We start from the raw sequence: 23,108 nt of genomic DNA, 5'->3' as shown, positions 1-23,108 counted from the left end.
TGAGAAAAAAAATCCTGGTACCGCCAGGGGATTTTTTTCTTAACTGAAAATTAAATAGGAGAGAGGGAAAATCTTAATATTTGGCGTTTAAAATAAAGCACATAAAAACCCTGTACCCTGCTGATTTTCTTCAACTAATCTTGGTTGAAGAATTTTTTCTTAAGAACGCTTTAAGTTTGTATTAAGTATTTGTGCCTTGAAAGGAAAGCCTTTCTTTAGCAAGAATTGCATGATAGGAGAATAAGGGAAGGAGTTAGGAAATACATTGAAAACAGGGATCAAAGTCGCGCACATGAAAAAAAGGCTTATTTCATGGATGAATGACTTAGGCAAAAAAATGCCTAGGGGGAAAAACAGATGGGGGAAAAAGTATCTGGGTGCGGGATGGAAGCAGGCTTCCCGTCGTTTTCTGCCTTTGGTGAAATCTTTTTTTTACCGGCTGAGGCAAGTCGGGAAAAAATTTCAGGATGCGAAAAGCTTAGGATTAAAAATCGGGGGCAGCTTCACTCTGCTCATGGTCATCAGTATCTTTATTGCCATTACAGGCTTTGTCGGTATGAATAGATTGGCCCATGTATTTAATCAGAATCAAATTACTGTTTCTTTTGTGGACCAGGTATATCAAATCGGCGGGTCCGTAAAAGATTATCAGAGGACAGGTGCTTCTGAGGATATTACCAAAGTGAACGACCTGATGCGGGAATTGGAATCTGAGAGAAAAAAATTGACCACTAGTCAGGATGCGGACGGTTTGGAGGATATGTGGAAGTTAGTGGTGGAGTATCAAAAAAGTATTAATTCATATGCCTTGTTAAAAGACCGCCAGGACAAATTTTTCAATTCCTATCTTACCTGCGAATCCCAGGGGTACAGGTTGATGGAGGAGATTCTCACCCAGGACCAGGGTTCCGGTAATGTGGAACTGGAATATGAGCTGAAAACCAAGATTACGGAAATCGGGCTGGAGGTGCGCGGTTTTGTCGTGGACGGCGCAGAAGGTCCGAAAAAGGAGGCCTATTCTCTGGCCGCACGCCAAAAACTAAAAGAGGCGGAAGCTCTGGCCTTAACCCTAAAAGAAAAGCTCCAGGGGCAGGAAGCTTCTACCCATGGGGCCCAACTCCTGGCCCAGATCAAAAGTCTGGGCAGTGCTTTTGAGGGTATTACCGAGGCAGATGGGGAGAAAGTCAAGCAAATGGCCGCTGTAGTCAAAAACGGGGATACCCTCTTGAAAGCCGCCAAAGATCAGATGGTGTCCGGAGCCCGTCAGAGTAACAACACGAAAAGGTTTGCTTTTGCCCTTTTGGTTTGTGCCACAGGAGTATGCTTTGTCGCCGGAATGATTTTAGCGGCAGTGATTACCAGAGGGATTACCAAGCCTATTTTAACTACGGTGAATTTTGCCCAGGAGATATCCCGGGGAAATCTTTCCATTCCCGATTTGACCATCCATTCCCGGGATGAAGTATCCGTCCTGGGGCAGACCCTGAATGAAATGAAAGATAACCTGAACCGGATCGTCACCAATATTCAGGATCATGCGGGGGATTTGGCAGCAGCCAGTGAACAGATGCTGTCTTGTGCCCGGCTGATTGCCGAAGGGTCGCAAAATCAGTCCTATCATTTAACTACGATTAGCGCCGAAGTAAAAGAACTGGCAGGGGCGGCGGAACGGGTCTCAAATAATGCCCAAAATGCGTTGACCACCGTTCAGGAGGCTAAAGAAAAGGCCCAAACCGGAGAAGAAAACGTTTCTCAAGCTGTTTTTGGCATGCGGCTGATTCATGAAAATATGGAGCGGTCAAATAAGAACTCCTTAAGAATTGGTGAAATCATCAAGATGATCGATAAAATTTCCGGCCAAACCAATCTTCTGGCCTTGAACGCCGCTATTGAGGCTGCCCGGGCCGGTACCATCGGCCGGGGTTTTGGGGTGGTGGCCCAGGAAGTAAAAAAATTAGCGGATAGTTCCCGAAAAGAAAGCCAGGAAATAGGCCAGATCGTTTTTGCCATTCAGAAAGGAAATTTGGACACGGAAAAGGCGGTAAAAGACGGCAGTACCTGGACGGAAAGATCGGGACAATCTTTTCAGGCCATTGCCTCTTTAATTAATTTAACGGTGGACAAGGTCAATGAAATTACTGATGAGGCCCAAAATCAGGCCATAGGGAGCGGCAATGTAGTCTCCGTAATCGAGGAGGTTTCTCTGGAAGTAGAACAGACGGCGGCCGGAGCCCAGGAGATGCTGGCTACCGTAGAAGAGCTGGGGGCCAGGGCAGAGCAATTGCGTTCCATGGTGCTGGAGTTCCATGTGGCGTGAGGGTGGCCGGCCGGCTCTAAAAAGCAATCCCGTACCGCTTTGACAGTGATACGGGATTTTTTTTTGAAGTACGAGGGGACTTATTTAGATGAAGCCTCAACCCTTATGCAGCAAAAGTTGATCTTTTGGTTTTTCCCGGACCCCGGTACCTGGATCCCTGCCTTTTCCCTATAGGCAGACCAAGACGGCCGATATGGTTCCTAAAAGAGCGCCCATGATGACGTCGGAGGGATAATGCAAGCCCAGATAGATCCGGGAGATGCCGATCAGCGCGGCCAGGGGCAGCACAAAAGGGGTGAGGAGGGGAAAGTATAAAGCAACGACGGCGCTGAGAGAAAAGCTGGCCGCAGTATGACCGGAAGGAAAAGAATAGTCCTTCAGGATCAGAGGCTGCCAGATATTTGTCTCAGGAACCGTAAGAAAAGGGCGCCGTCTGGGTAAGATTTTTTTTGCTGCCTGCACCACAATCTGACTCCCCACCATGGCGTACACCACCTCTTTCCCCAGGGTTTCCCTGGAGAAGAAAAGCAAAGCCAAACAGATGAGGATGGAAGCCCTCAGCCCGCCCAGATGAGTCATCCTGGGCATTAATCTGTCCAGCAAAGAACAGCGCCACTTTCGGTTAATAAAGCGAAAAAGGAAAAGATCCCACGATAAAATAAGCTGCACGAGCCGTCACTCCTGTCACCAGGCAATATCTTGATGCTTACTGCTTTCATTTTGCATCTTGCAGATTAAAAAAAGATAAAAATTGAATTAAAACATTATAAAGATTGTAAAGGTTTTTCGCCAAAAAAGAAAGGGCTGTCTTCTGCAAAACGGCCCTTTTTATGGAAGAAAAATAAAATTTTACTTTTTGCTTGGGGGAGTTTTTTCCGGCACGATTTTTGTCGGGATTCTGGCCTCAGAAACGCCGTCCAGGTTAACTTTAGGAATCGAGCCTTCCAGCTCCTGAGTCAGATTTAGGGGGGCGGTGATTTTTTCCTGTTTCCTTTTTGACATGAGGGGGCCTCCTATCAATAGTCTTCATTCGTGGTGTCAACAACATTGCACAGGTTTTCGCTGCAGGTATAGCCGCATATAGGGCAGGTGGATGCCACCTGGCGCTGTGCCTCAAACATATTTCCGCAGCGGGCACATTTATAGGCGCGCACGGCATTATCAGGCATTCCGTAATTATCGGTCATTTTTTAGCCTCCTGGATCATTTTATCTCTTTTTAAATAATTTTATTATTAGGCTATTATGACAAAAAAAGGGAGCTTTTATACCAGATTTCCTGAAACGTGAAGTTCGCATAAGTCTGAGGGGAGCCCATATATTAATTTAGAGTGAATATTACAGCCGGGAGAAACTTTACTGGCTTTCCATCATTTTCTACACCTAAAAAAAATCGTGAAAACAAAAGATAATATCGGGAAGGAGGTAAAAGATATGCCCTGTTCCATCAATTGGTTTCCCTGGGGCAACGATACTTTTGAGCAAGCGTCGGTCCAAAAAAAACCGATTATGATGTATTTAACGGCACCCTGGTGCGGCTGGTGTGCTGTGATGGAAGATACAACTTACCAGGATCCTCAGGTGATCCATATCATTGAAAGAAATTTTATTCCCATGAAGGTGAATGTAGACCAATACCCCCACGTGGCGGACCGGTATCATTATGGAGGATACCCGAGCATTGTTTTTTTATCAGGAGAGGGCCATATTTTGAAGGGAGAAAATTATTTGCCCGGAGAGCAAATGAAGAGCCTGTTGGAGGAAGTCTTGCATGACGTGAGCAAACGCAAGCGGGTTCTAGCGCCCAGGAATGGGGAAAAACAAGCAAATTTGCCTGCGGGCTTCAATAAGGAAAACATGCTGTCCAAAAAAATGGACAAAGATTGCTTATCCTTGGGGCAGATCGACCATGTGATGGAGATCATTAAAAAAGCCTATGACCATGAATTTGGGGGATTTGTGGTATACTCGGCGGAAGCGAAATTTCCCTTCCCGGAAATTAACGACTTTTTAATTTCCTATACGGAAAAGAATTTTTGTCCGGAGGCAGAGACGATGTTGACCCACACCTTGGATGTCATGAGCACCGGTGAGATTTATGACCGGGAAAAAGGAGGCTTTTTCCGCTTATGTGAAGGACAGAATTGGACCTTGCCCCATGGGGAAAAACTTCTCGAGAGCAATGCCGGGCTTTTACGCAACTATTTGCTGGCATTTAACAGGTGGGGCGAGGAAAGATATGAAAGGGTGGCTCAAGATACCCTTCGGTATCTTATCGATCATTTATTTGATCCGGGAGTGCATGCCTTTGGCGGCAGTCAAATAGGCCATGAGGTTGATTTTTCTCCCTTTGCCAATTGGAACGGCATGATGGTCTCATCTTTACTCCTGGCCTACCGGGTTTTCGGTGAGAAGAAATATTTGGAGATTGCCTTGGCGGTGCTGCACTCTTTTTGGGCCAAGTGCTACCGTTTGGGCCGGGGCATGAGTCACTTTTTCTTCCAGGGACCGTCGGAAGTAGAACTTTTTTCTGACCAGGTAAAATTTATTTGCGCATTATGGGAAGCATATAATTGTACCCGGCAAATTGATTATTTGGAAAAGGCCCAATTATTAATGAAGCATGTGTATAAAAATTACCGGCTGCCGGAGGGATATTTTGGGGATATTCCCTTAGCCTCCGCCAATCCGGGCTATTTGGATATTCCCCTAGTTCCCTTTGTGGAAAATGCGGAGCTGGCCACGGTTTTTCTGAACATGGCCTGTGTGTTAGGGGACCGGTCCTATGCCCAGAAAGCAACCAGGTTATTAAAAAGTTTACATGGTTTGCGGGACAGCAATCCGGTCTTTGCAGCTAAATATGGGCTAGGGTTGCTGGAAAGGGAGAATTACCGGTCTCAAAATCAGACATTCCACACTTTGCAATAAGAGATAAGTATTTATTTTCCCATGTATTGTTCTATGATTATTTTGAAAAAGGGGGAAGAAAAAATTAACAAGACTGTTTTTTCGATCATGATTTGTTTCATGGCTTTTATGGCATGGTCACTGCCTGTCCAAGCCTGTACCGACTATACGTCTTGTCCGGAATTGCATTTTACAGACCCGGTCCAGTCAGGAGGGTACATTGCCGAACTTCAGGAATTGTTGAAATCTGCCGGGTATTATCGGGCCAAGGTGGATGGGAATTATGGCCCAATGACGGCAGAAGCGGTAAAAAAATTTCAGAGAGACCATGGTTTAGCTCCCAACGGTACTATAGAACATAAAACCTGGGATGCCCTGGCCGCGCTTTATGACCAGGCCATGGCAAGCAATCCAGGGGGAGACGGGCCGAAGGGCGAGGTGAGCATTTATATCGACCTCAATAAAAATCAGCTGCACATTTTGGATGATGGAAAACTTTTTAAGACATACTCCGTGGCGACGGGAAAATCGAAAACCCCCAGCCCGGTGGGAGAGTATAAAATCATCCACAAAGACCTGAACTGGGGAACAGGATTCGGGAGCAGGTGGATGGGGATCAACGTCCCCTGGGGAATATACGGAATCCATGGAACAAATAATCCTTATTCCATCGGTCGGTCTGCTTCCCATGGCTGTTTCCGTATGTATAACAAAGATGTGGAAGAAATATTTCCCTGGATCCCCATTGGCACAAGGGTGCTGATTATGGGCTATACGCCGAAGTTTCAGGGTTTTGTCCGACCCTTGAAATTAAAATCATCCGGGCAGGATGTGGTCATGCTCCAATACCGCTTAAAGGAGTTAGGTTTTGGCATCGATTACGCGGACGGGCGTTACGGAGGCCTCACGGAATTTGCGGTAAAGCTGTTTGAGGCGTATCATATGCTGCCTGTGGACGGAGAAGCGGATCTGAAAATGCTGAAACGGCTGGACCAGTACTTCCCCCAAAAGTAGAATCCCAACTATTTTGATCTTGTGCGATAGAAGCCCGAAGGGGCTTTTATTCTTTTTCACTGATACTCATTATAGCTTTTATAGGAATGAATGGTATAGCCGTTTTTCTCCAGGGTGGCAATAATGGGTTCTCCGTAGAAGGTATTCAGGCGAATGGCGATAAAGGTTTTGCCGTCTTCTCTAAAAACGGCTACCCGGGAAATATTTGCCCCGTCATTTTTGATGATCTGGGTGACGTCCGCCAGCACGCCGGGTTTGTCTTCCACTTCAATGGTGATTCTGGATCCTTGTTCTTTGACGCCCAGAAGTTCGATAAAGGCATCGAAAATGTTGGTCTCGGTAATGATTCCCACCAGCTTATTGTTTTCTATCACCGGAAGGGCGCCTATTTTGTGTTCCCGCATGATGATGGCGGCTTCTTCCACATAGGCGTCCGGAGAAATGGTCACTACTTTCTGGTTTTTGGGCAGGACATCTTTGATTTTCATTTTGGCCAGCAGGTAATTGATTTCAAAAACACTGAGAGTTGTGGCCGGGGAGGGGGATACTTCACTGATGTCCCGATCCGTGACAATCCCCACCAGCTTATTATTTTCCATTACCGGGAGTCGGCGGATGTTGTGTTTGCGCATTAATTCCAGGGCATCTGCAATGGTGGTCTGTCTGGTGATGGTAACAGGCTCTTTGGTCATTTTAGAACGAACATGCATGGGTTCATTCCTCCTCTCAGTCGGATGTTAAGGAGATTCATTCTACTATATGTTTCATAAGCTTGATAAATGTTCTTTCTACCAGTTCAGCTCAGTTCCTGCTCAAAAAATTTTTTCCGCAAAATTTCTTTTTTCGCACCCGGTAATAATTTTTACCATCCCCGGTTTTTTATGAATAGAAAGAGTGCTTGGGCAGGATTTTTTTTCTGGGCAGAGAAAAGTGATAGAAAAATGGGAAAGAGGGAGTGGGTTTTGATGAGTATCGATCAATGGCATCATGATAGATTAGGCGAAAAAGTGGTTCAGGCGTTGAGGAAAAATGAATTTGACGCCGTCTATTTTCCTCACCGGCAGGAAGCGATAGAGCAGGTGCTCACATATATTTCTCCGGGAGACGCGGTAGGCATTGGCGGGTCGGCAACACTAAACGAATTGGGAATCCCTGAAAAGGCGGCAGCCCTGGGGGCCAAAATACTCAATCACAATCTTCCCGGCTTGTCCCCGGAAGCCAAAATGGATATCCGGCGCCGGCAATTGCTTAGTGACGTATTTTTATGCAGCACCAATGCGGTTACGCTGGAGGGATATCTGGTCAATGTGGATGGCGTGGGAAACCGGGTGGGGGCGATGACCTTCGGACCGAAAAAGGTCGTGATTGTGGCCGGGATCAATAAGGTCTGTACCGATGAAAAGGCTGCCTTTGAGAGAATCAGCATGATTGCTTCCCCCAAAAACAATAAGCGATTAGAGACTTCCAATCCCTGTTTGACAACAGGTGTGTGCTGTGATTGCCAGGGAAAGACCAGGATCTGCCGTATTTATGCCGTGATGAAAAAGAGGCCCATGGTCAGTGATATTACCGTAGTTTTAGTGGGGGAAAACTTAGGGTATTAAAAGAAATTAAAAAAAAACGCGACCCTGTCGCGTTTTTTTTAATTTACTTTTCCAAACTTATCAAAAGGCCAAATGCGGAACACAGCTTTCCCCTCAATATCATCAACCGGGATATAGGATACATCTGGGCTGCGACTGTCATGGCTGTTTCCCCGGTTATCACCCATGACGAAGACAGTGCCCGGAGGCACAACCGTATCAATGTCTCCCTCGGTAAAGTTTCCATTAATATAGGGTTCGTCCTGTTTCTCGCCATTTACATAGACAATGCCGCCGGTTATTTTCAACCGGTCTCCGGCCAAAGCGATAGCCCTTTTTACATAGAAGGTACCGGGACGATCCGGAGCATCAAGAATCACAATATCTCCCCGGTCAGGTTTGGCGATGGTATAAATAATCCGGTTTGTAAACAATCGATCATGATCATGGAGGGTTGGATACATGGACTGGCCATATACCTCCGTTATTTGGAACAAGTAGGTTCTAATGATCAAAGCGATGATTACTGCCAGCAAAAAACTTTTCAAATATTCCCAGATGACACTGCTGATCGTTTTTTTCATCCATTTCCACCTCTCTCTCGATCTTTCTATTATATCACCCTTTGCTCAGTGTGCCAATTTTTTTAGGATGAAACCAAATGGAGCTGCAAATAATAACGAGCGGGGGTGATAACATGCACAAAAAAGCATGGCTTTTGCTGCTCGTTTTTTTGACCGCCATGTTGATACAACCGGCAAAGTCCTGGGCCGAACCCAAACTACGGGCGGAGGCGGCGGTGCTCATTGACGGGTATACGGGGGAAATTCTTTGGGAAAAAAATGCCCATAAGTTTAGGCACCCGGCCAGTACCGTAAAAATCCTCACCGCCTTAATAACCTTAAACCTGGAAAACTTAGATCAAAAAGTGGTGATTGGCAAAAAAGCCCACCAGACTTATGTGGGACAGACCATTGGCCTCAAGGAAGGGGATGTGATGACCGTAAGGGATTTAATGGGAGCCGCCTTGCTTTGGTCTGCCAATGATGCCGCGGTGGCTTTGGCCGAACATGTGACGGGAGATCCGAAACTCTTTTCCCTGTTCATGAATAAAAAAGCATGGGCTTTAGGCGCTTTTCAGTCCAGCTTTCGAAATCCCAATGGGTATTCCGTACCGGGACAGTATTCCACGGCCTATGATCTGGCCTTAATGGCCCGTGCCGCTATGGAGCAGCCTTTTTTTGCGGAGACGGTGAAAAAAAACAGTGTGGAAATCAAATGGCTGAATCGGGAGAAATCAAAGACAGTAAGCAACACCAACGGACTGCTGGATTTTTATGCCGGGGCTAACGGCGTAAAGACGGGAACGACAAATGCTGCCGGAGGTTGCCTCGTGGCCTCCGCGGTGAGAAACGGCAAATGGTATATTGCCACTGTTTTGGGCAGTTCCCGGAGGTATGACGATGCAGCCGGATTACTGAATTACGGTTTTGAAAAATTTGACCAAATTGTGGTGCGGCCGGGAGAGATCTTTGACCGCATCAAGGTGATCAACGGGGAGCCGGACTATGTGGAAGTGGTGCCGAAAACCGGTCTTTACTGCAGTTTTCTCAAAGATGCCGCCGGGGATTGGCAAGTGAAGAACAACATCGTCCAAACCGTCAAGGCGCCCGTGCGCAAAGGGCAAGTATTGGGCACAGTGGAGGTCTATTTTCAAGGCCAATTGAAAGAAAAAAGCGAACTGGCCGCAAATAACGGGGTAAAAAGGGCCCGCATCTTCAATTTTCGCAACAAGTAAAAGATAAAAAATCAAGTAGTGCAGAACTCCAGAAATTGGGTATAATAGAGGGGTAAGTGAATGGCGACATTCCTCGGTACAAGATGCAAGATCGTATCCTTTTTTCTTGCTTCTTGCTTCTGGTATCCTGCTTCTTGAAAGGAGATCCCTCATGAAAGAAGTAACCATTTATACGGACGGGGCCTGTTCGGGAAATCCCGGTCCCGGAGGGTGGGGCGCAATCCTGATTTATGGAGAACATAAAAAAGAAATTTCCGGCTTTGTCCCGTTAACGACCAATCAGCGCATGGAGTTGACGGCGGCGATCCAGGGGCTGAATCAGCTCAAAGAACACTGCGCCGTCCAAATATTCAGCGACAGCGCTTATCTGGTGAACGCCTTTAATCAGCGCTGGCTGGACAATTGGCAGCGGAACGGATGGAAAAATAGCAAAAAGGAACCGGTAGAAAACCAGGATTTGTGGAAAGAGCTTCTTAAACTGGGGTCGATGCATCAAGTACGCTGGATGAAAGTAAAAGGACATGCGGAAAACCCCTTCAACAACCGGTGCGATGAATTGGCCCGGGCAGAGATTTCCAAGCATAAGGCATAATTTGTCTTACCAGAGATCATAGCTTCTACGGATGACAATCTGCAGAGGCTTTTTCATTTGAAGATTCAATTCTTGTATAAATTCAATAAAAAAATTTTATTATCAGGAGGATTTAGCAATAGAGGCGAAGAAAACTAGATGATCACATCTAAACTACTTAAGGAGATTTGATCATGTCCAGTATTAAACAAATTCGTTCTTTTATTATGGTCGCGGACTTAAAAAGTTTTACCAATGCGGCAGAAGCTTTGTTTATGACCCAGCCTGCCATAAGTGCTCAGATAAAATCTCTCGAAGAGACCATCGGGCTTCCCTTGATTGAGAGAAATGATAAACGGGTGCAGTTGACGGAAGCAGGAAAACACTTTTACCGGGATGCGAAAGAAATTTTGACGGTATATAACCGGGCCATCGAGATCATGGAAGATTTTAAAGGATTGCACAGAGGAAAACTGGCTCTTGGAGCCAGTACCATTCCCGGTGAGTACCTGATGCCGAAATTTATCGGGGAATTCCGCAAAGAGTATCCCGGAATTAATGTTTCCCTGACGGTGGGTGACACGGGGCTGATTGTGGACCTGCTTTATGAGCGGAAAATCGACTTAGGGGTTGTGGGGGCAAAAGTGGAATCGGATCATGTGGAATTCATCCCCTTTTTACAGGATGAACTAGTTCTGATCGCAAGTGCCGAAAGCAGTATTCCTCCTGAGATCCATTACAAGGATTTATTATCAATGGAGATGATTACCCGAGAAGCCGGGTCCGGCACTCGGATTGCCGTGAAAGAGTCCCTGGCGGACCAAAAGATTAAAGAATCGGATTTGAACATTGTGATGGAATTAGGCAGTACCCAGGCGGTCATCACAGGAGTCTCAGCAGGTTTAGGCGTCGGTTTTGTTTCCAAGTGGGCCGCCGAAGCCTCATTACGGGCGGGAGTGGTGCAGCAGGTGACGGTTCAAGGTCTGAACCTGGAAAGAGATCTTTATATTGTGTATATGAAAAACTCCAGCGCCACCAGAACCAGAGATGTTTTTCTCCAACATTTGCTGGGTAGGGCTCTGAGCGCATAAGGGGCGATTAGTGTCCAAAAGCAAGCTTTTTAGCTTCAATGAGGAGGAAAGCCAAAATGGGCAAGAAATTACCCGGCACAGTTTACATTGCCTTTGGGGCTATTCTATGGAGTACAGGGGGTGTGTTAATTAAACTGGTCTCGGCTGACCCGGTTTTGATTGCTGCAATCCGTGCGGTGATCGCAGGTTTAGCCCTGGCTCCTTTTATTCGGCCCATCAAGTTGAGCTGGCAACTTCCGGCATTGATTTTTTTCTATGGGGCCTTGTCTACTTCTTTTGTGGTGTCCACAAAATTGACCGCGGCCGCCAACGCCATTGCGCTTCAATCTACCGCCCCTCTCTGGATTTTTCTGGCTACTCTTGTTGTTTACCGGAAAGTGAATTGGCACCAGGCCTTGCCGGTAGGCCTAATTGCTTTGGGATTGGGCGCCTTTCTCTGCGAACCGGCCGTAGGGACCAGCGCTATGGGAAATTTGGTGGCCATCGGTTCCGGCATATTTTTTGCCGTGAATACAAAACTTTTACAAAAGCTGGGCCGGGAAAACAGCATTGGACTTATCAGCATCTGCAATTTAGGTGCCGCCCCCTTGATTTGGTTGTTGGTACCGGAGGGGGCTAAAATTGCGGATGTTAATTTTACCGGCTGGGTGGTGCTGGTCATCTTAGGCGTATTCCAGCTGGGGATCGCTTATGTTTTATACACCATCGGATTACGCACGACTACCCCCCAGAAAGCTACCATGGTGGCTTTATTGGAACCTGCCTTTAATCCCATTTGGGTTTTGCTCTTTTTGGGAGAGATTCCCACTGTTTACGGCATTGTAGGAGGTCTCTGCATTTTGGCGGGGTTAATCACAGATACCTGGATTAATTCCGCCCCGCCGGCGGAGCAGGATACTCTCGCCCCAACCAATTCGGAGCGGGATACCGTTTCCGGCAATCCATAAAAAAAAGCCCTTAGGGCTTTCTTTATATTATATGGAGCTAATGGGTTTTCCCGGTACCCGGATCCCGCTTTTACACATTAAATCTGAAATTAATAATATCTCCGTCTTGCACGATATACTCTTTTCCTTCCAAACGGAAGGATCCGTGTTCCCGGGCCTTTGCCATGGATCCTGCTTCCTTTAAATCTTGAAAGGCGACAATTTCTGCCCGGATAAATCCTCTTTCAATATCCGAGTGAATCTTTCCCGCGGCTTTTTTGGCAGACAGGCCTTTTTTGATGGTCCAGGCCCGCACCTCATCTTCCCCCGCTGTAAGAAAGGATATCAGTCCCAAGAGGTCGTAAATGGCTTTCGCCAGCCGGTCAATGCCCGGTTCTTTCACCCCCAGGTCTTCCATAAAAAGCTGTTTGTCTTCCGGCTCCAGCTGGCTGATTTCAGCTTCCACCTGGGCACAGATTTCCAACACGATCATGTTGTGCTCTGTTCCAAAGGTATGAATTTCTTCTTTTTGATCGTAAGAACCACTGGTAAATTGCTTTTCATCCAGGTTTACCACAATCAGCATCGGTTTATCGGTGAGAAAGGTAATATGTTTGATAGCTTCCCTTTCTTCATCGGAAAACTTGATGGTGCTTACAGGCTGTTCATTTTCCAGGACATCCCGGATTTTCAGCAAGACGGTTTCTTCCAGCGGGTTTTCCAATTTCTTTTTTTTACCGCTGTTAATCCGCTCCAGACGCGTTTCAATTAACTGTAAATCGGCAAAAAGGAGTTCCATATTGACCGTTTCCAAATCCCGCATCAAATCAAGGGAGTTGTCCACATGAAGCACATCTTTGTTTTCAAAAGCCCGCACGATATGAACCAGGGCATCGGAATCCCGTACCGCAGCCAGAAATTCGTTGCCTGTTCCTTTCCCCTCACTGGACCCGCGCACCAAACCGGGCACGTCAATGACCTCGATTTGGGCAAAGGTCGTCTTTTTGGGGTGAAACATCCGGGATAAAAATTCCACCCGTTCATCGGGCACGGTAGCCATGTTAATATTGGTTGTCGTTTTTCCTGAGTAAAAGGTACTGGTTTCTATGCCGGCATTCGTCAGCAAATTAAAAAAGGTTGTTTTGCCCACCATGGGGAGCCCCACAATACCGCAGGAAAGAGCCATAAAAAAACACCTCCACTGGTAAATATTATACTTTATCGGGCAGGGAGGTACAAGGGAGAAAGAACAGGGATATTTTCTTTACAAAGAAGATAGGGGGATTTAAAATAACCTTAGCTTGAACGATTGGGGAGGAAGATATGAAAATTGCGGTTGGTATTACAGGGGCGACAGGTGTGATCTACGGGATTCGGCTGCTGGAAGAGCTGCGCCGGCATGATGTGGAAACCCATCTCATCTTAAGCGAGTGGGCAAAAAAGACCGTCGAAATTGAAACGGATTATTCCATAAAGGAAATAGAAGGGTTGGCTCACTGCTGCTATGACAATAGAAATCTCTGCGCGGCACCGGCCAGCGGATCCTTTCGCGTTTCCGGCATGGTGATCGTACCGTGCAGCATGAAAACCCTTTCCGCTCTTACCCACGGTTATGCGGAGACGCTGATCGTCCGCACCGCCGATGTGATGTTGAAGGAGAAACGCAGATTGATTCTTGCCCCGCGGGAAACCCCGCTAAACCCGATCCATCTGGAGAACATGCTGAAATTGTCCCGGCTTGGCGTCACCATCATGCCTCCCATGCCGGCTTTCTATCACCGGCCTGGTAAAATTGAGGATCTGATTGACCACTTTTTAGCCCGGGTTTTGGATCAGCTGGACATTGAAAATAACCTTGTCCAACGGTGGGAAGGACAGGAATAACTTTTGATACAGAAAACCCCCTGATCCGGAAGGATAGGGGGTTTTGTTATCGTCTTTTCCCGAACCCCGGTTCCCGGTACCCGGATCCCGAAGAAAGCCCTCCCGGGCTTTCTTAAATTAGATAGAATACATACAGGTAAACGGTGCAAATGACAATGGTCAGGAGCATCACGGGAAAAGCAATCTTAAAATATTTTACAAAGGTAATTTTATGCCCCTGGTCCTCTGCCATCCCAGTAGCGATGACGTTGGCACTGGCGCCGATGATGGTGCCGTTGCCGCCCAGACAAGCACCCAGGGATAAGGCCCACCAAAGGGGGGTCAGATTCATGCCGGAAAGGGCGCCCAGGTCCTTAATCATAGGGATCATGGTGGCAACGAAAGGAATATTGTCAATAAAAGCGGAAGCAATGGCCGACACCCACAAAATTGCCATGGTGGTTAAGACCAGATCCCCGTGGGTCAGGTCCAGGACACCCTGGGCCAGCATTTTGATGATGCCTGTTTCTTTGATTCCTCCCACCATAATAAACAAGCCGACAAAGAAAAAGATGGTCTTCCATTCTACTTCTTCCAGGATCTTTTCCGTCCTGACCTTGGATATAAAGAGGAGGAGGACTGCTCCGCTAATGGCAATGGTGGCTGATTCATAATGGAGTTGGCTGTGCAGGAGAAATCCTATTACGGTAAGGCCTAAAACTGCCAAGCTCTTCACAAGCAGAATGGGATCTTTAATACACTTATCCTCATCCATATCAAGAATTTTTTCTTTGGCTTCTTTCGTGGCCACAAGTTTTTTCTTATAGAGCAGGGCGAAGATATAGGTAGTTAAAAACAGCATGGGAAAAGCAATTACCGCGTCATTTAGGATAAAGTCCATAAAGCTTAAACCTACCGAGCTCCCAATCATAATATTGGGCGGGTCGCCGACTAGGGTGGCTGTTCCGCCCACATTGGAAGCAAATACTTCCGAAATAATAAAAGGAACGGGATTGATATGCAAATCCTTGGCCACACTTAAAGTAACGGGCAAAATCAAGAGAATGGTTGTGACGTTGTCGAGAAAGGCCGAGAGAATACCCGTAATCAATGATAGCAGGATAATGATGATAAAAGGTTCGCCTTTGGCCGTTTTTACTGTTTTCACCGCCAGGTACTCAAAGACGCCGGACCTTTTGGTAATCATTACAATCACCATCATGCTGATCAAAAGACCGATGGTATTATAGTCGATCTCCAGAAAAGCGTCCTCCTGGGCCAGTATTTTTAATAAGATCATTAATGCAGCGCCGGATAGGGCAATCACGGCCCGGTCGAACTTGTCCAGAATAATCAGTACATAGGCCGTGACGAATATGGCGGCAGATATTGCCACCTCAAGGGTTAAATGTTCCATGAAAATACCTCCTCTAGATGTTAGGGCACACACCTCTATTTCGGGTATTCCTCTCCCGTCGGAGGAATGTCCCCAATTTTAAATTTGCACATAAAAAAGGGTGGAAAGCTTGACAAAAACAGCTTTCCACCCAAAAAGCCTATTTCTTGAAAACGGAAAATCCGTCCAACCGACAACAACTATCGCTTATTGATCCATACTAACATAAATATCATTTATAATCAATATCGTGTGTTGTTTTTTCCGAATTTGAATACCGGGATGCGCAAAAATCCTGTAAGACTTTGTTAGATCAGATAAAATACGTACAGGTAAACGGTGCAAATGACGATGGTCAGGAGCATCACGGGAAAAGCGATCTTAAAATATCTGGCAAAGGTAATTTTATGTCCCCGTTCCTCTGCCATCCCAGTAGCGATGACGTTGGCACTGGCGCCGATGATGGTGCCGTTGCCGCCCAGACAAGCACCCAGGGATAAGGCCCACCAAAGGGGGTTCAGATTCATGCCGGAAAGAGCGCCCAGGTCCTTAATCATGGGGATCATGGTGGCAACGAAAGGAATATTATCAATAAAAGCGGAGGCAATGGCCGATACCCATAAAATGGCCATGGTGGTTAAGACCAGATCCCCGTGGGTCAGGTCCAGGACACCCTGGGCCAGCATTTTGATGATGCCTGTTTCTTTGATCCCTCCCACCATCATAAACAGGCCGACAAAGAAAAAGATGGTTTTCCATTCTACTTCTTCCAGGATCTTTTCCGTCTTCACTTTTGAAATGGCCAAAAGCAAGACTGCGCCGCCGATGGCAATGGTGGCCGATTCAAAATGAAGCTGGCTGTGCAGGAGAAAACCCAGGATGGTAAGACTTAATACGGCCAGGCTCTTCGTGAGCAGAACATGGTCTGTGATGCATTTGCTTTCGTCCATCTGCATTACTTTTTCTTTATTTTCTTTCGTGGCTACAAGCTTTTTCTTATATAATAAGGCGAAGATATAGGTGGTTAGAAAAAGGATGGGAATAACCACTAAAGCATCGTTTTTGATAAAATCCATAAAACTTAATCCTACCGCGCTGCCGATCATAATGTTGGGCGGGTCGCCGACAAGGGTGGCTGTTCCCCCCACGTTGGAAGCAAATACTTCGGCGATAATAAAGGGTACAGGATTGATATGCAAATCCTTGGCTACCGTAAAAGTAACGGGCAGGATGAGCAGGATGGTTGTGACGTTGTCAAGAAAGGCGGAGATGATGCCTGTGATCAGTGATAAAAGAATAATGATCTGAAAAGGTTCCCCTTTGGCAATTTTTACTGTTTTCACCGCCAGATACTCAAAGACGCCGGACCTTCTGGTAATCATCACAATCACCATCATGCTGATCAAAAGCCCGATGGTATTATAGTCGATTTCCAGAAAGGCTTTCTCCTGGGTGAGGATGTGCAAAAATATCATTAATGCAGCACCGGACAAGGCGATGATCGTCCTGTCGAACTTGTCCAATATAATCAGCACATAGGCTGTGACAAATATCGCAGCAGAGATCGCCACTTCAAATACCGAATGATCCATTCATTTCCCTCCCGATCGTTATTGATTGACAGAATTTTTTGAGCATCAGCGTATTAGCTCCTTTTGCTTTATGTAAAAATACTGCCACTATTTAAATATTATAGCAGTATTTGTTGGGAGTAGATTAATTTTTTTGTCAGTGAATTGATTTACTTGTTATTGGTAATCTCGTATAATTTTATTAACGTTACCTGTGATCACAGCTACTTGGTAAGCAAAAAGACACCTGCGAGGATGAAAACCGCTCCGCCTAGCTTGGTTAATGAGAAACCCTCTTTTAAAATAATCATCGCGGCGATATAGGTGACCAGGGGATAAGCAGCCATAATGAATGTGATGCGGGAAGCTTCGCCGAATTTTAGAGCATAAAAATAGAAAAGATGGCCTAATGCAGATGCAAATAAACCTTCTAATGCCAGCATTCCTAAAGAAAATTTGTCCAGGGTCAGGAATTGGTGAAACTCGTTTCGGGCCCCCAGGGTGATCAGCAAAAATAAGACTGTGACCAGGGTGCGAATAGAAAGGCCAATCATGGGGTCGGTCTTGGCAAGGCCTAATTTGCCGAAAATGGGTGCCATTCCCCAAGATAAAACTGCCAACAAGGCATAGGTATAAGGCTTCAATTTTTTCCCCCCTTTAGTATGGTCAGGGGACACACCTCGTCCAAGAAGCAAGCTCCAAGAAGCCAGAAGCAAGAAAAAAGGATAAACAATCTTGCTTCTTGTCTCTTACCTCTTGCCTCTTGAAAGGGACACACCATCCAAGAAGCAAGATGCCAGAAGTCAGAGGCAAGAAAAGAAAGCTAAATTCCGAAAAAAGCGCAAACACCTTGTTTCTTGCATCTTACCTCTTGCCTCTTGTACCGAGGAATGTCCCGACTTTACCATCATTTTTGGGTTTTTTGGAGTAAAATATTCATGGCCCGCATTTACGCGCAAGATAGGGTGAGAGGACGAGGATGTATCGTTGGCGTCAAAGAGCCAGGAGGTGAATATTTTGACTGCCGATTGGGTGATAGGAGGAATCTTAGCGGCGGGGTTTTTTTTCGGATGGCGCAAGGGGCTGCTCCGGATTATCTCCGGAATAATGGGGCTGGTTTTGGAAATTTACCTTGCCGTTCATTTTAGCGGCCGAGTGGCCGAAGCCATGGACCAGTTTTGGGGTTTGACCGAAAAACTGACCGCTTTTTTTGCGCAGCACCTTCCAGTGGCTAAGCTGGCTACTTCTTTTCCTTTTAACCTTTTCGCCGGAAAACAAGGTGCGGACCAAACGGCGAATTTTCTTGCTTCCCCGGCGCACTATTTGTCCGGGCTAGTGTTATATATCCTGTCCTTTCTTTTGGTATTTCTTTTGACGAAAATATTGTTCAACATCTTCGGCCGTTTATTGACCAACGGTCTGGACCACACCGTCATGGGCCCTTTGAACCGGTTTTTAGGGGGAATCTTGGGCGTTTTTTTTGCCGGACTGATCATCGGCATCGGATTAATGGGCACTTCTTTCGTTTTAGGTCAGCCCGCTCCCTCCCAGGGGATTTTAAGCCATTTTGCCGCGGCACTGGATCAGTCTAATTTTGCTTTGTTTTTGGAACACTTATTTCAAAATTAAAATATCAGGAAAAAAGAAGGAAATAATAAAGGTGAGAACCTTTGACAATCGCCTTGGAAAGGAATGAATGCCCATATGGATGAAACGTTGCTGAAAGAGGAACTGGGCCAACTGGTGTACCGGCTGGGAGGAGATCTTTTCGGCATTGCCTCTTTTGATGACGTGGCGGATAAAATTGCTGAGGAATATGGGGATACCTATCATGATTTGGACCGGGCCGTCTCCGTGGCCGTGTTTTTTCCCAAAGCGGTGATCAATGAACTGGCCCAAGGACCTACCCATACCTATCTCAACTATTATGATGCCATCAATACCCGCCTGGATGATATTGCCTTAAGGATGAGCAATTTTTTACAGAAGAAAGGATATAAAACATTTCCTATCCCGGCTTCTCAACGGGTTAATGAATCGAAACTGGCCGGAATATTCAGCCACCGTTTGGCGGCACACCGGGCCGGACTAGGCTGGATCGGCAAAAGTTGCTCTCTGATCCATCCGGAGGTAGGGCCCCGTTTAAGGCTGGTTACGGTGTTGACCAATGCTCCTCTACCCCCTGACAAGCCTTTCCCGGAAAATAAGTGCGGCGCTTGTACCCTTTGTCAGGATGCCTGTCCCCCAAAAGCCATCAAAGGCATACACCACCGGGTGGAAGACCCGCTGGAAGTAAGGCTGGATGCCCAGGCCTGCCATGATTATCTGGCTAAAGTGCGGCATAGTTTCGGCAAAAGGATTTGCGGCAGGTGTCTGGCGGCATGTCCCTGGGGAAAATAACTTTTAAGTCAGGAAAGTGGGGTGATATATGTGCCGGATGATAAAATTCGCTTAACACAGATGGTTTCCGCATCAGGGTGAGCGGCTAAAATAGGTCCGGGGACCTTATCAAAGATTGTGAAAAAGCTGCCCAAGTTTACCCATCCTAATTTGCTGGTGGGACCGGAAGATTATGATGATGCAGGAGTCTATAAAATTAACGACGACCTGGTCTTGATTCAAACGGTGGATTTCTTTACCCCCATGGTGGATGATCCCTATGCTTTTGGGTCTATTGCTGCGGCAAATGCTTTAAGTGATATTTATGCCATGGGAGGAGAGCCGCTGACGGTGATGAATGTTGCCGCCTTTCCCCAATGCGGTGATTGGGACATTTTTGAGCAGATTTTACTGGGCGGTGCGGATAAGGTGAAAGAAGCGGGGGCTCTCCTCATCGGGGGGCACACCGTGGACGATCAAGAGCCCAAATATGGCCTGTCCGTGACCGGCGTGGCGAAGCCGGAAGAAATACTGACGAATGGAAAAGGCAAAGAAGGGGATGCCCTGGTGCTGACAAAACGGCTCGGCAACGGTATTCTCGTTACCGCTATTAAGGCAGATATGCTGGAACCCGGGACGGTTGAAATGGTGATGGGGGAGATGTCGGCCTTGAATAAGGAGGCCGCCCTTTCCATGAAGACAGCAGGGGTGACTGCTGCGACGGATATTACAGGGTTTGGTTTTTTGGGCCATTTAGGGGAAGTAGTGGCAGCCAGCCGGGTTTCGGCGGAAATTTGGGCAGACCGGCTTCCTGTATGGCCTGAAGCGGTGGAATTAGCTAAAATGGGGATGATTCCCGCCGGGTGTTACCGGAATCAGGACTATCTGAAAGAACGGGTGGAGTTTGCCCCTGAGGTGCCTGTTTTCATGCGGGATATTCTCTTTGATCCCCAGACCAGCGGGGGCCTTTTAATGGCGGTGCCCCAAGAGAGACTGGAACAGTTGACCGGTTCTTTAAAAGAAAAGGGTTTGGTCTTTTCTGTGGTCGGCAAATTAACTGGAGGAAATCCTGGAAAAATATCTGTAAAGGAGAAGGGAAAATGGTAACGAGACAAATCGATGCCAGGGGAATGAATTGTCCTTTGCCGGTGGTAAATACCAAAAAAGTCCTTGATGACATGGACCAGGGAGAAATTGTGACCCTGGTGGATAATGAAGCGGCCCGTGATAACCTGGTGAAGCTGGCGGAAGCACTGCACTGCGGGGTATCGGTAGAGCAAAAGGGCAATGATTACCAGGTGTTTATTAAGAAAGGTTCGGTAACGGATCTTCCTACCCATTTGGATCCTGAGCATGCCAGCCAAGCCTTTTTTGTGACTTCAAATACTTTGGGGAAGGGCAGTGAAGAGTTAGGGGCGGTCTTGATCAAGAGCCTGTTTTATTCTTTAACTCAAAGCGACCACCTGCCCCAGATCATCGTTTTTGTGAATAGCGGTGTTTACCTGGCTTGTGAAGGATCCGCCGTGATGGAATATTTGCTGGAATTGGAAAGACACGGCGTGGAAATAATCTCCTGCGGTACCTGCCTGGATTTTTACAATATGAAACGCAAGCTTTGCGTAGGATCCGTCACCAATATGTATACGATTTTAGAAAGATTATCTCTGGTAGAAAAAACCCTCACCATCTGACTTAACGCATAGGGAAAATGGATCAAGGGGGGAGATTCTTGTCTTTTTTGCAGAGAGGGAAGGCTTTTTTTCAGAGGATGGGGCAGGGACTGCTGGGCGGTCCGAAAAAGGAAAATCAATCTCCTCACATGATCGCTGTGTTGAAGGCTGCTTCCGGCAGGTTGCCGGACAGGCTGTTGGTACAGATGAGATCAGGGGGAATCAAACTGGTACCGGTGATTTTGGAGATCTGGCCCCAACTGGCCCCGGAGATCAGGGACCAGCTGGTGATTTTATGGGAAGAGGAAGGATATCTGGATCACTATATCCGGGCCCTGGGCGCCAAAGGAGAAGAGGAGCGCATTGGGGCCAGCGCAGTATTGGGGAAAATAAAGGACAAAAGACTGATTGTCCCTTTAATGAAGGCCTTGGGAGAACCGGGACAATATGTGCCGGCCCGGGTAGCGGAAGTTCTCATCTCATTGGGCCAGGAAGCGGTGGACCCGATGGCACACTGTTTAGCAAATTTACCGGAAACCCCAAAGTGCCTGGTTATTTCCATTTTGGAGGAGATCGGCGACCGGAAGGCTCTGCCGGCTTTAATTCATGAATTGTCCCATGATTCTGCCCAGGTGAGAATGCGCACTGTAGACGCCCTGGGGGAAATTGGCGATCAGGAGGCCGTAGATGCCTTGTTACTATTGATGAGAGATCCTGATTGGGGTGTCCGGTCAAGAAGCGCCAAGGCACTGGGAATGATGGGGGCCTATCAGGCCGTGACCATATTGGAGGAAGCGCTTCACGATGAAGCTTGGTGGGTTCGGACCAACGCCCGGGAAGCATTAAATAAAATCGTCCGACCTGTGGAGGAACAGGATGCTTAATTACTTGAAATTCATCTCGTCAAATACATTTCAGACCTTAGTAGAGCGGTATGGGACACCTGCCTTTTTGACCTGGTTTTTTTTGAATCTGGGAAAAACTATATTGGTCTTTGGAGCTGCTTTTATCGCCCAAAAAATATTGTGCCGGTTGATCAACCGGTTTTTCCGGAATAAAGAACAGGCAAACTCGGGTTTTACGGAAGAATTTAGGGATATGATCCATACCCTTTTGAAAACACTTGTTTTTTATGGGACTTATTTTGCCGCCATCTTATGGGCATTTCAGTTTTTTGGCGTAAATATTGTGGAAAAATTAAATCTGCTTATCCTGGCGGGGAATCTGCTCAAAATTATTGGCATCATTTTAGGGGCCAGAATTATTGTAAAAATAGGGCAGGCCGTGGTGGAACGGCTTTTTAATCATTCTGTACGCACCAACCTGTTTGGCGAAGAAAAAAGGATTGAAACCCTAAAGGTTTTGTCCAAAAGCGTGATCATGTACGCCGTCTATTTCCTTGCCGTCTTAATGGTTCTGGAGACTTTAGGCGTGAAAACGGGCTCTATTTTGGCCAGTGCCGGTATTTTAGGCCTGGCAGTGGGTTTTGGGGCCCAAAGCCTTGTCAAGGACGTGATTACAGGTTTTTTTATCATTCTGGAAAATTATTTTACGGTGGGGGAATATATTAATGCGGCGGGTGTGGGAGGAATTGTGGAAGAGATGGGTCTGAGAACGACCAAAATCAGGGACTGGTCGGGGGAACTGCATATTGTGCCCAACAGTCAAATCACCATGGTCACCAATCATTGCCGGGGCAAAGCAAGAGCGATGGTGGACATTGGCATTGCCTACGAGGAGGACATGGATCATGCCATGGAAATTCTCCAGAAAGCTGCAGACAAAGTAGCCGAGGAATTTGGTGAGGTGATTGTGAATGCCCCTGTCGTTTTGGGAATCCAGGATCTGGGGCCCTCTGACGTGATCATCCGCATTGTTGCCCACACCAAACCCATGGAGCAATGGCGCGTGGAACGGGAACTGAGAAGAAGATTAAAGCAGGCCTTGGATCGGGAAGGCATTGAAATTCCTTATCCGCGCCGGGTGATCATCCAAAATACGGTAGGAGTTAAGGAGGAATAGA

General features: G+C 46.8%; 24 protein-coding genes and 1 other annotated feature. Of the genes, 15 read left to right on the top strand and 9 right to left on the bottom strand.

Going from position 1 to position 23,108, the window contains the following annotated elements:
* Positions 1-265: 265 nt before the first annotated feature.
* The gene (locus DCMF_RS17150) at positions 266-2,317 is read left to right on the top strand and encodes a methyl-accepting chemotaxis protein (RefSeq protein ID WP_148135541.1); all 2,052 of its coding nucleotides are present in this window, start codon (positions 266-268) and stop codon (positions 2,315-2,317) included.
* A gap of 168 nt (positions 2,318-2,485) precedes the next feature.
* Here the strand turns inward: DCMF_RS17150 and DCMF_RS17145 are convergent, their stop codons facing one another.
* The 3 genes from DCMF_RS17145 to DCMF_RS29295 all read right to left on the bottom strand — a co-directional run bounded on the left by DCMF_RS17145 (position 2,486) and on the right by DCMF_RS29295 (position 3,504).
* Entirely contained in the window at positions 2,486-2,986 is a 501-nt protein-coding gene (locus DCMF_RS17145; RefSeq protein ID WP_148135540.1) for a phosphatase PAP2 family protein, read from the bottom strand.
* Between the two features lie 180 nt (positions 2,987-3,166).
* Entirely contained in the window at positions 3,167-3,319 is a 153-nt protein-coding gene (locus DCMF_RS29300; protein WP_214658688.1) for a hypothetical protein, read from the bottom strand.
* 14 nt (positions 3,320-3,333) lie between these two features.
* Positions 3,334-3,504: an FmdB family zinc ribbon protein gene (locus tag DCMF_RS29295; RefSeq protein ID WP_214658687.1), complete on the bottom strand. Its 171-nt coding sequence runs from the start codon at positions 3,502-3,504 to the stop codon at positions 3,334-3,336.
* Positions 3,505-3,750: 246 nt separating this feature from the next.
* On the opposite strand from DCMF_RS29295, the gene DCMF_RS17140 reads away from it, so the two are divergent.
* Positions 3,751-5,244 carry a DUF255 domain-containing protein gene (locus DCMF_RS17140; RefSeq protein WP_148135539.1) on the top strand — a complete coding sequence of 498 codons (1,494 nt, stop codon included), beginning with the start codon at positions 3,751-3,753 and terminating at the stop codon, positions 5,242-5,244.
* Positions 5,245-5,343: 99 nt separating this feature from the next.
* Positions 5,344-6,237, top strand: coding sequence for a L,D-transpeptidase family protein (locus DCMF_RS17135; RefSeq protein WP_214658686.1), 894 nt, complete (start codon positions 5,344-5,346; stop codon positions 6,235-6,237).
* Positions 6,238-6,293: 56 nt separating this feature from the next.
* On the opposite strand, the gene DCMF_RS17130 is transcribed toward DCMF_RS17135, so the two are convergent.
* On the bottom strand, positions 6,294-6,947 hold the full coding sequence (locus DCMF_RS17130) for a CBS and ACT domain-containing protein (protein WP_148135537.1): 654 nt from the start codon (positions 6,945-6,947) through the stop codon (positions 6,294-6,296).
* A gap of 255 nt (positions 6,948-7,202) precedes the next feature.
* On the opposite strand from DCMF_RS17130, the gene DCMF_RS17125 reads away from it, so the two are divergent.
* Entirely contained in the window at positions 7,203-7,841 is a 639-nt protein-coding gene (locus tag DCMF_RS17125; protein WP_148135536.1) for a lactate utilization protein, read from the top strand.
* Between the two features lie 38 nt (positions 7,842-7,879).
* Here DCMF_RS17125 and lepB read toward each other — a convergent pair whose 3' ends face one another.
* Positions 7,880-8,404, bottom strand: a complete 525-nt coding sequence (gene lepB, locus DCMF_RS17120; RefSeq protein WP_148135535.1) for a signal peptidase I — start codon at positions 8,402-8,404, stop codon at positions 7,880-7,882.
* Between the two features lie 113 nt (positions 8,405-8,517).
* On the opposite strand from lepB, the gene DCMF_RS17115 reads away from it, so the two are divergent.
* The 4 genes from DCMF_RS17115 (at position 8,518) to DCMF_RS17100 (ending at position 12,227) form a co-directional block, all read left to right on the top strand.
* Positions 8,518-9,618 (top strand): D-alanyl-D-alanine carboxypeptidase family protein, encoded by a 1,101-nt coding sequence (locus DCMF_RS17115; RefSeq protein WP_214658685.1) that lies wholly within the window; start codon positions 8,518-8,520, stop codon positions 9,616-9,618.
* A 151-nt stretch (positions 9,619-9,769) separates the two neighbouring features.
* Positions 9,770-10,210: a ribonuclease HI gene (gene rnhA, locus DCMF_RS17110; protein ID WP_148135533.1), complete on the top strand. Its 441-nt coding sequence runs from the start codon at positions 9,770-9,772 to the stop codon at positions 10,208-10,210.
* Between the two features lie 173 nt (positions 10,211-10,383).
* Positions 10,384-11,280, top strand: coding sequence for a selenium metabolism-associated LysR family transcriptional regulator (locus DCMF_RS17105; RefSeq protein ID WP_148135532.1), 897 nt, complete (start codon positions 10,384-10,386; stop codon positions 11,278-11,280).
* 56 nt (positions 11,281-11,336) lie between these two features.
* Positions 11,337-12,227, top strand: a complete 891-nt coding sequence (locus tag DCMF_RS17100) for a DMT family transporter (RefSeq protein WP_214658684.1) — start codon at positions 11,337-11,339, stop codon at positions 12,225-12,227.
* Between the two features lie 70 nt (positions 12,228-12,297).
* Here the strand turns inward: DCMF_RS17100 and ychF are convergent, their stop codons facing one another.
* Complete coding sequence (gene ychF, locus DCMF_RS17095) at positions 12,298-13,392, bottom strand: redox-regulated ATPase YchF (RefSeq protein ID WP_148135530.1); 1,095 nt, start codon at positions 13,390-13,392, stop codon at positions 12,298-12,300.
* 137 nt (positions 13,393-13,529) lie between these two features.
* Between ychF and DCMF_RS17090 the strand changes: the two genes are divergently transcribed.
* Positions 13,530-14,090, top strand: coding sequence for a UbiX family flavin prenyltransferase (locus DCMF_RS17090; RefSeq protein ID WP_148135529.1), 561 nt, complete (start codon positions 13,530-13,532; stop codon positions 14,088-14,090).
* Positions 14,091-14,202: 112 nt separating this feature from the next.
* Here the strand turns inward: DCMF_RS17090 and DCMF_RS17085 are convergent, their stop codons facing one another.
* The 3 genes from DCMF_RS17085 to DCMF_RS17075 all read right to left on the bottom strand — a co-directional run bounded on the left by DCMF_RS17085 (position 14,203) and on the right by DCMF_RS17075 (position 17,680).
* Positions 14,203-15,486 carry an ArsB/NhaD family transporter gene (locus DCMF_RS17085; protein ID WP_148135528.1) on the bottom strand — a complete coding sequence of 428 codons (1,284 nt, stop codon included), beginning with the start codon at positions 15,484-15,486 and terminating at the stop codon, positions 14,203-14,205.
* A gap of 120 nt (positions 15,487-15,606) precedes the next feature.
* Positions 15,607-15,657 (bottom strand) — a sequence feature (sodium ion sensor (DUF1646 type); this cis-regulatory element may regulate processes involved in with the transportation of sodium ions).
* Between the two features lie 116 nt (positions 15,658-15,773).
* Positions 15,774-17,057, bottom strand: coding sequence for an ArsB/NhaD family transporter (locus tag DCMF_RS17080; RefSeq protein ID WP_148135527.1), 1,284 nt, complete (start codon positions 17,055-17,057; stop codon positions 15,774-15,776).
* A 203-nt stretch (positions 17,058-17,260) separates the two neighbouring features.
* The gene (locus DCMF_RS17075; protein WP_148135526.1) at positions 17,261-17,680 is read right to left on the bottom strand and encodes an EamA family transporter; all 420 of its coding nucleotides are present in this window, start codon (positions 17,678-17,680) and stop codon (positions 17,261-17,263) included.
* A gap of 373 nt (positions 17,681-18,053) precedes the next feature.
* Between DCMF_RS17075 and DCMF_RS17070 the strand changes: the two genes are divergently transcribed.
* The 6 genes from DCMF_RS17070 (at position 18,054) to DCMF_RS17045 (ending at position 23,107) form a co-directional block, all read left to right on the top strand.
* Positions 18,054-18,665, top strand: coding sequence for a CvpA family protein (locus DCMF_RS17070; RefSeq protein ID WP_214658683.1), 612 nt, complete (start codon positions 18,054-18,056; stop codon positions 18,663-18,665).
* A 75-nt stretch (positions 18,666-18,740) separates the two neighbouring features.
* Positions 18,741-19,436, top strand: coding sequence for a 4Fe-4S double cluster binding domain-containing protein (locus DCMF_RS17065; RefSeq protein WP_214658682.1), 696 nt, complete (start codon positions 18,741-18,743; stop codon positions 19,434-19,436).
* A gap of 60 nt (positions 19,437-19,496) precedes the next feature.
* Positions 19,497-20,522, top strand: coding sequence for a selenide, water dikinase SelD (gene selD, locus DCMF_RS17060; protein ID WP_148137960.1), 1,026 nt, complete (start codon positions 19,497-19,499; stop codon positions 20,520-20,522).
* Complete coding sequence (gene yedF / locus DCMF_RS17055) at positions 20,516-21,106, top strand: sulfurtransferase-like selenium metabolism protein YedF (protein ID WP_148135523.1); 591 nt, start codon at positions 20,516-20,518, stop codon at positions 21,104-21,106. Before selD ends, yedF begins: the two co-directional genes overlap by 7 nt.
* 38 nt (positions 21,107-21,144) lie before the next feature.
* On the top strand, positions 21,145-21,969 hold the full coding sequence (locus DCMF_RS17050; protein WP_214658681.1) for a HEAT repeat domain-containing protein: 825 nt from the start codon (positions 21,145-21,147) through the stop codon (positions 21,967-21,969).
* Positions 21,962-23,107, top strand: a complete 1,146-nt coding sequence (locus DCMF_RS17045; protein WP_214658680.1) for a mechanosensitive ion channel family protein — start codon at positions 21,962-21,964, stop codon at positions 23,105-23,107. Before DCMF_RS17050 ends, DCMF_RS17045 begins: the two co-directional genes overlap by 8 nt.
* Position 23,108 lies beyond the last annotated feature (1 nt).

This window comes from Candidatus Formimonas warabiya (genome assembly GCF_002777255.1).
Lineage (GTDB): Bacteria > Bacillota > Dehalobacteriia > Dehalobacteriales > Dehalobacteriaceae > Formimonas > Formimonas warabiya.
This window is presented reverse-complemented; position numbering and strand designations above follow the sequence as displayed.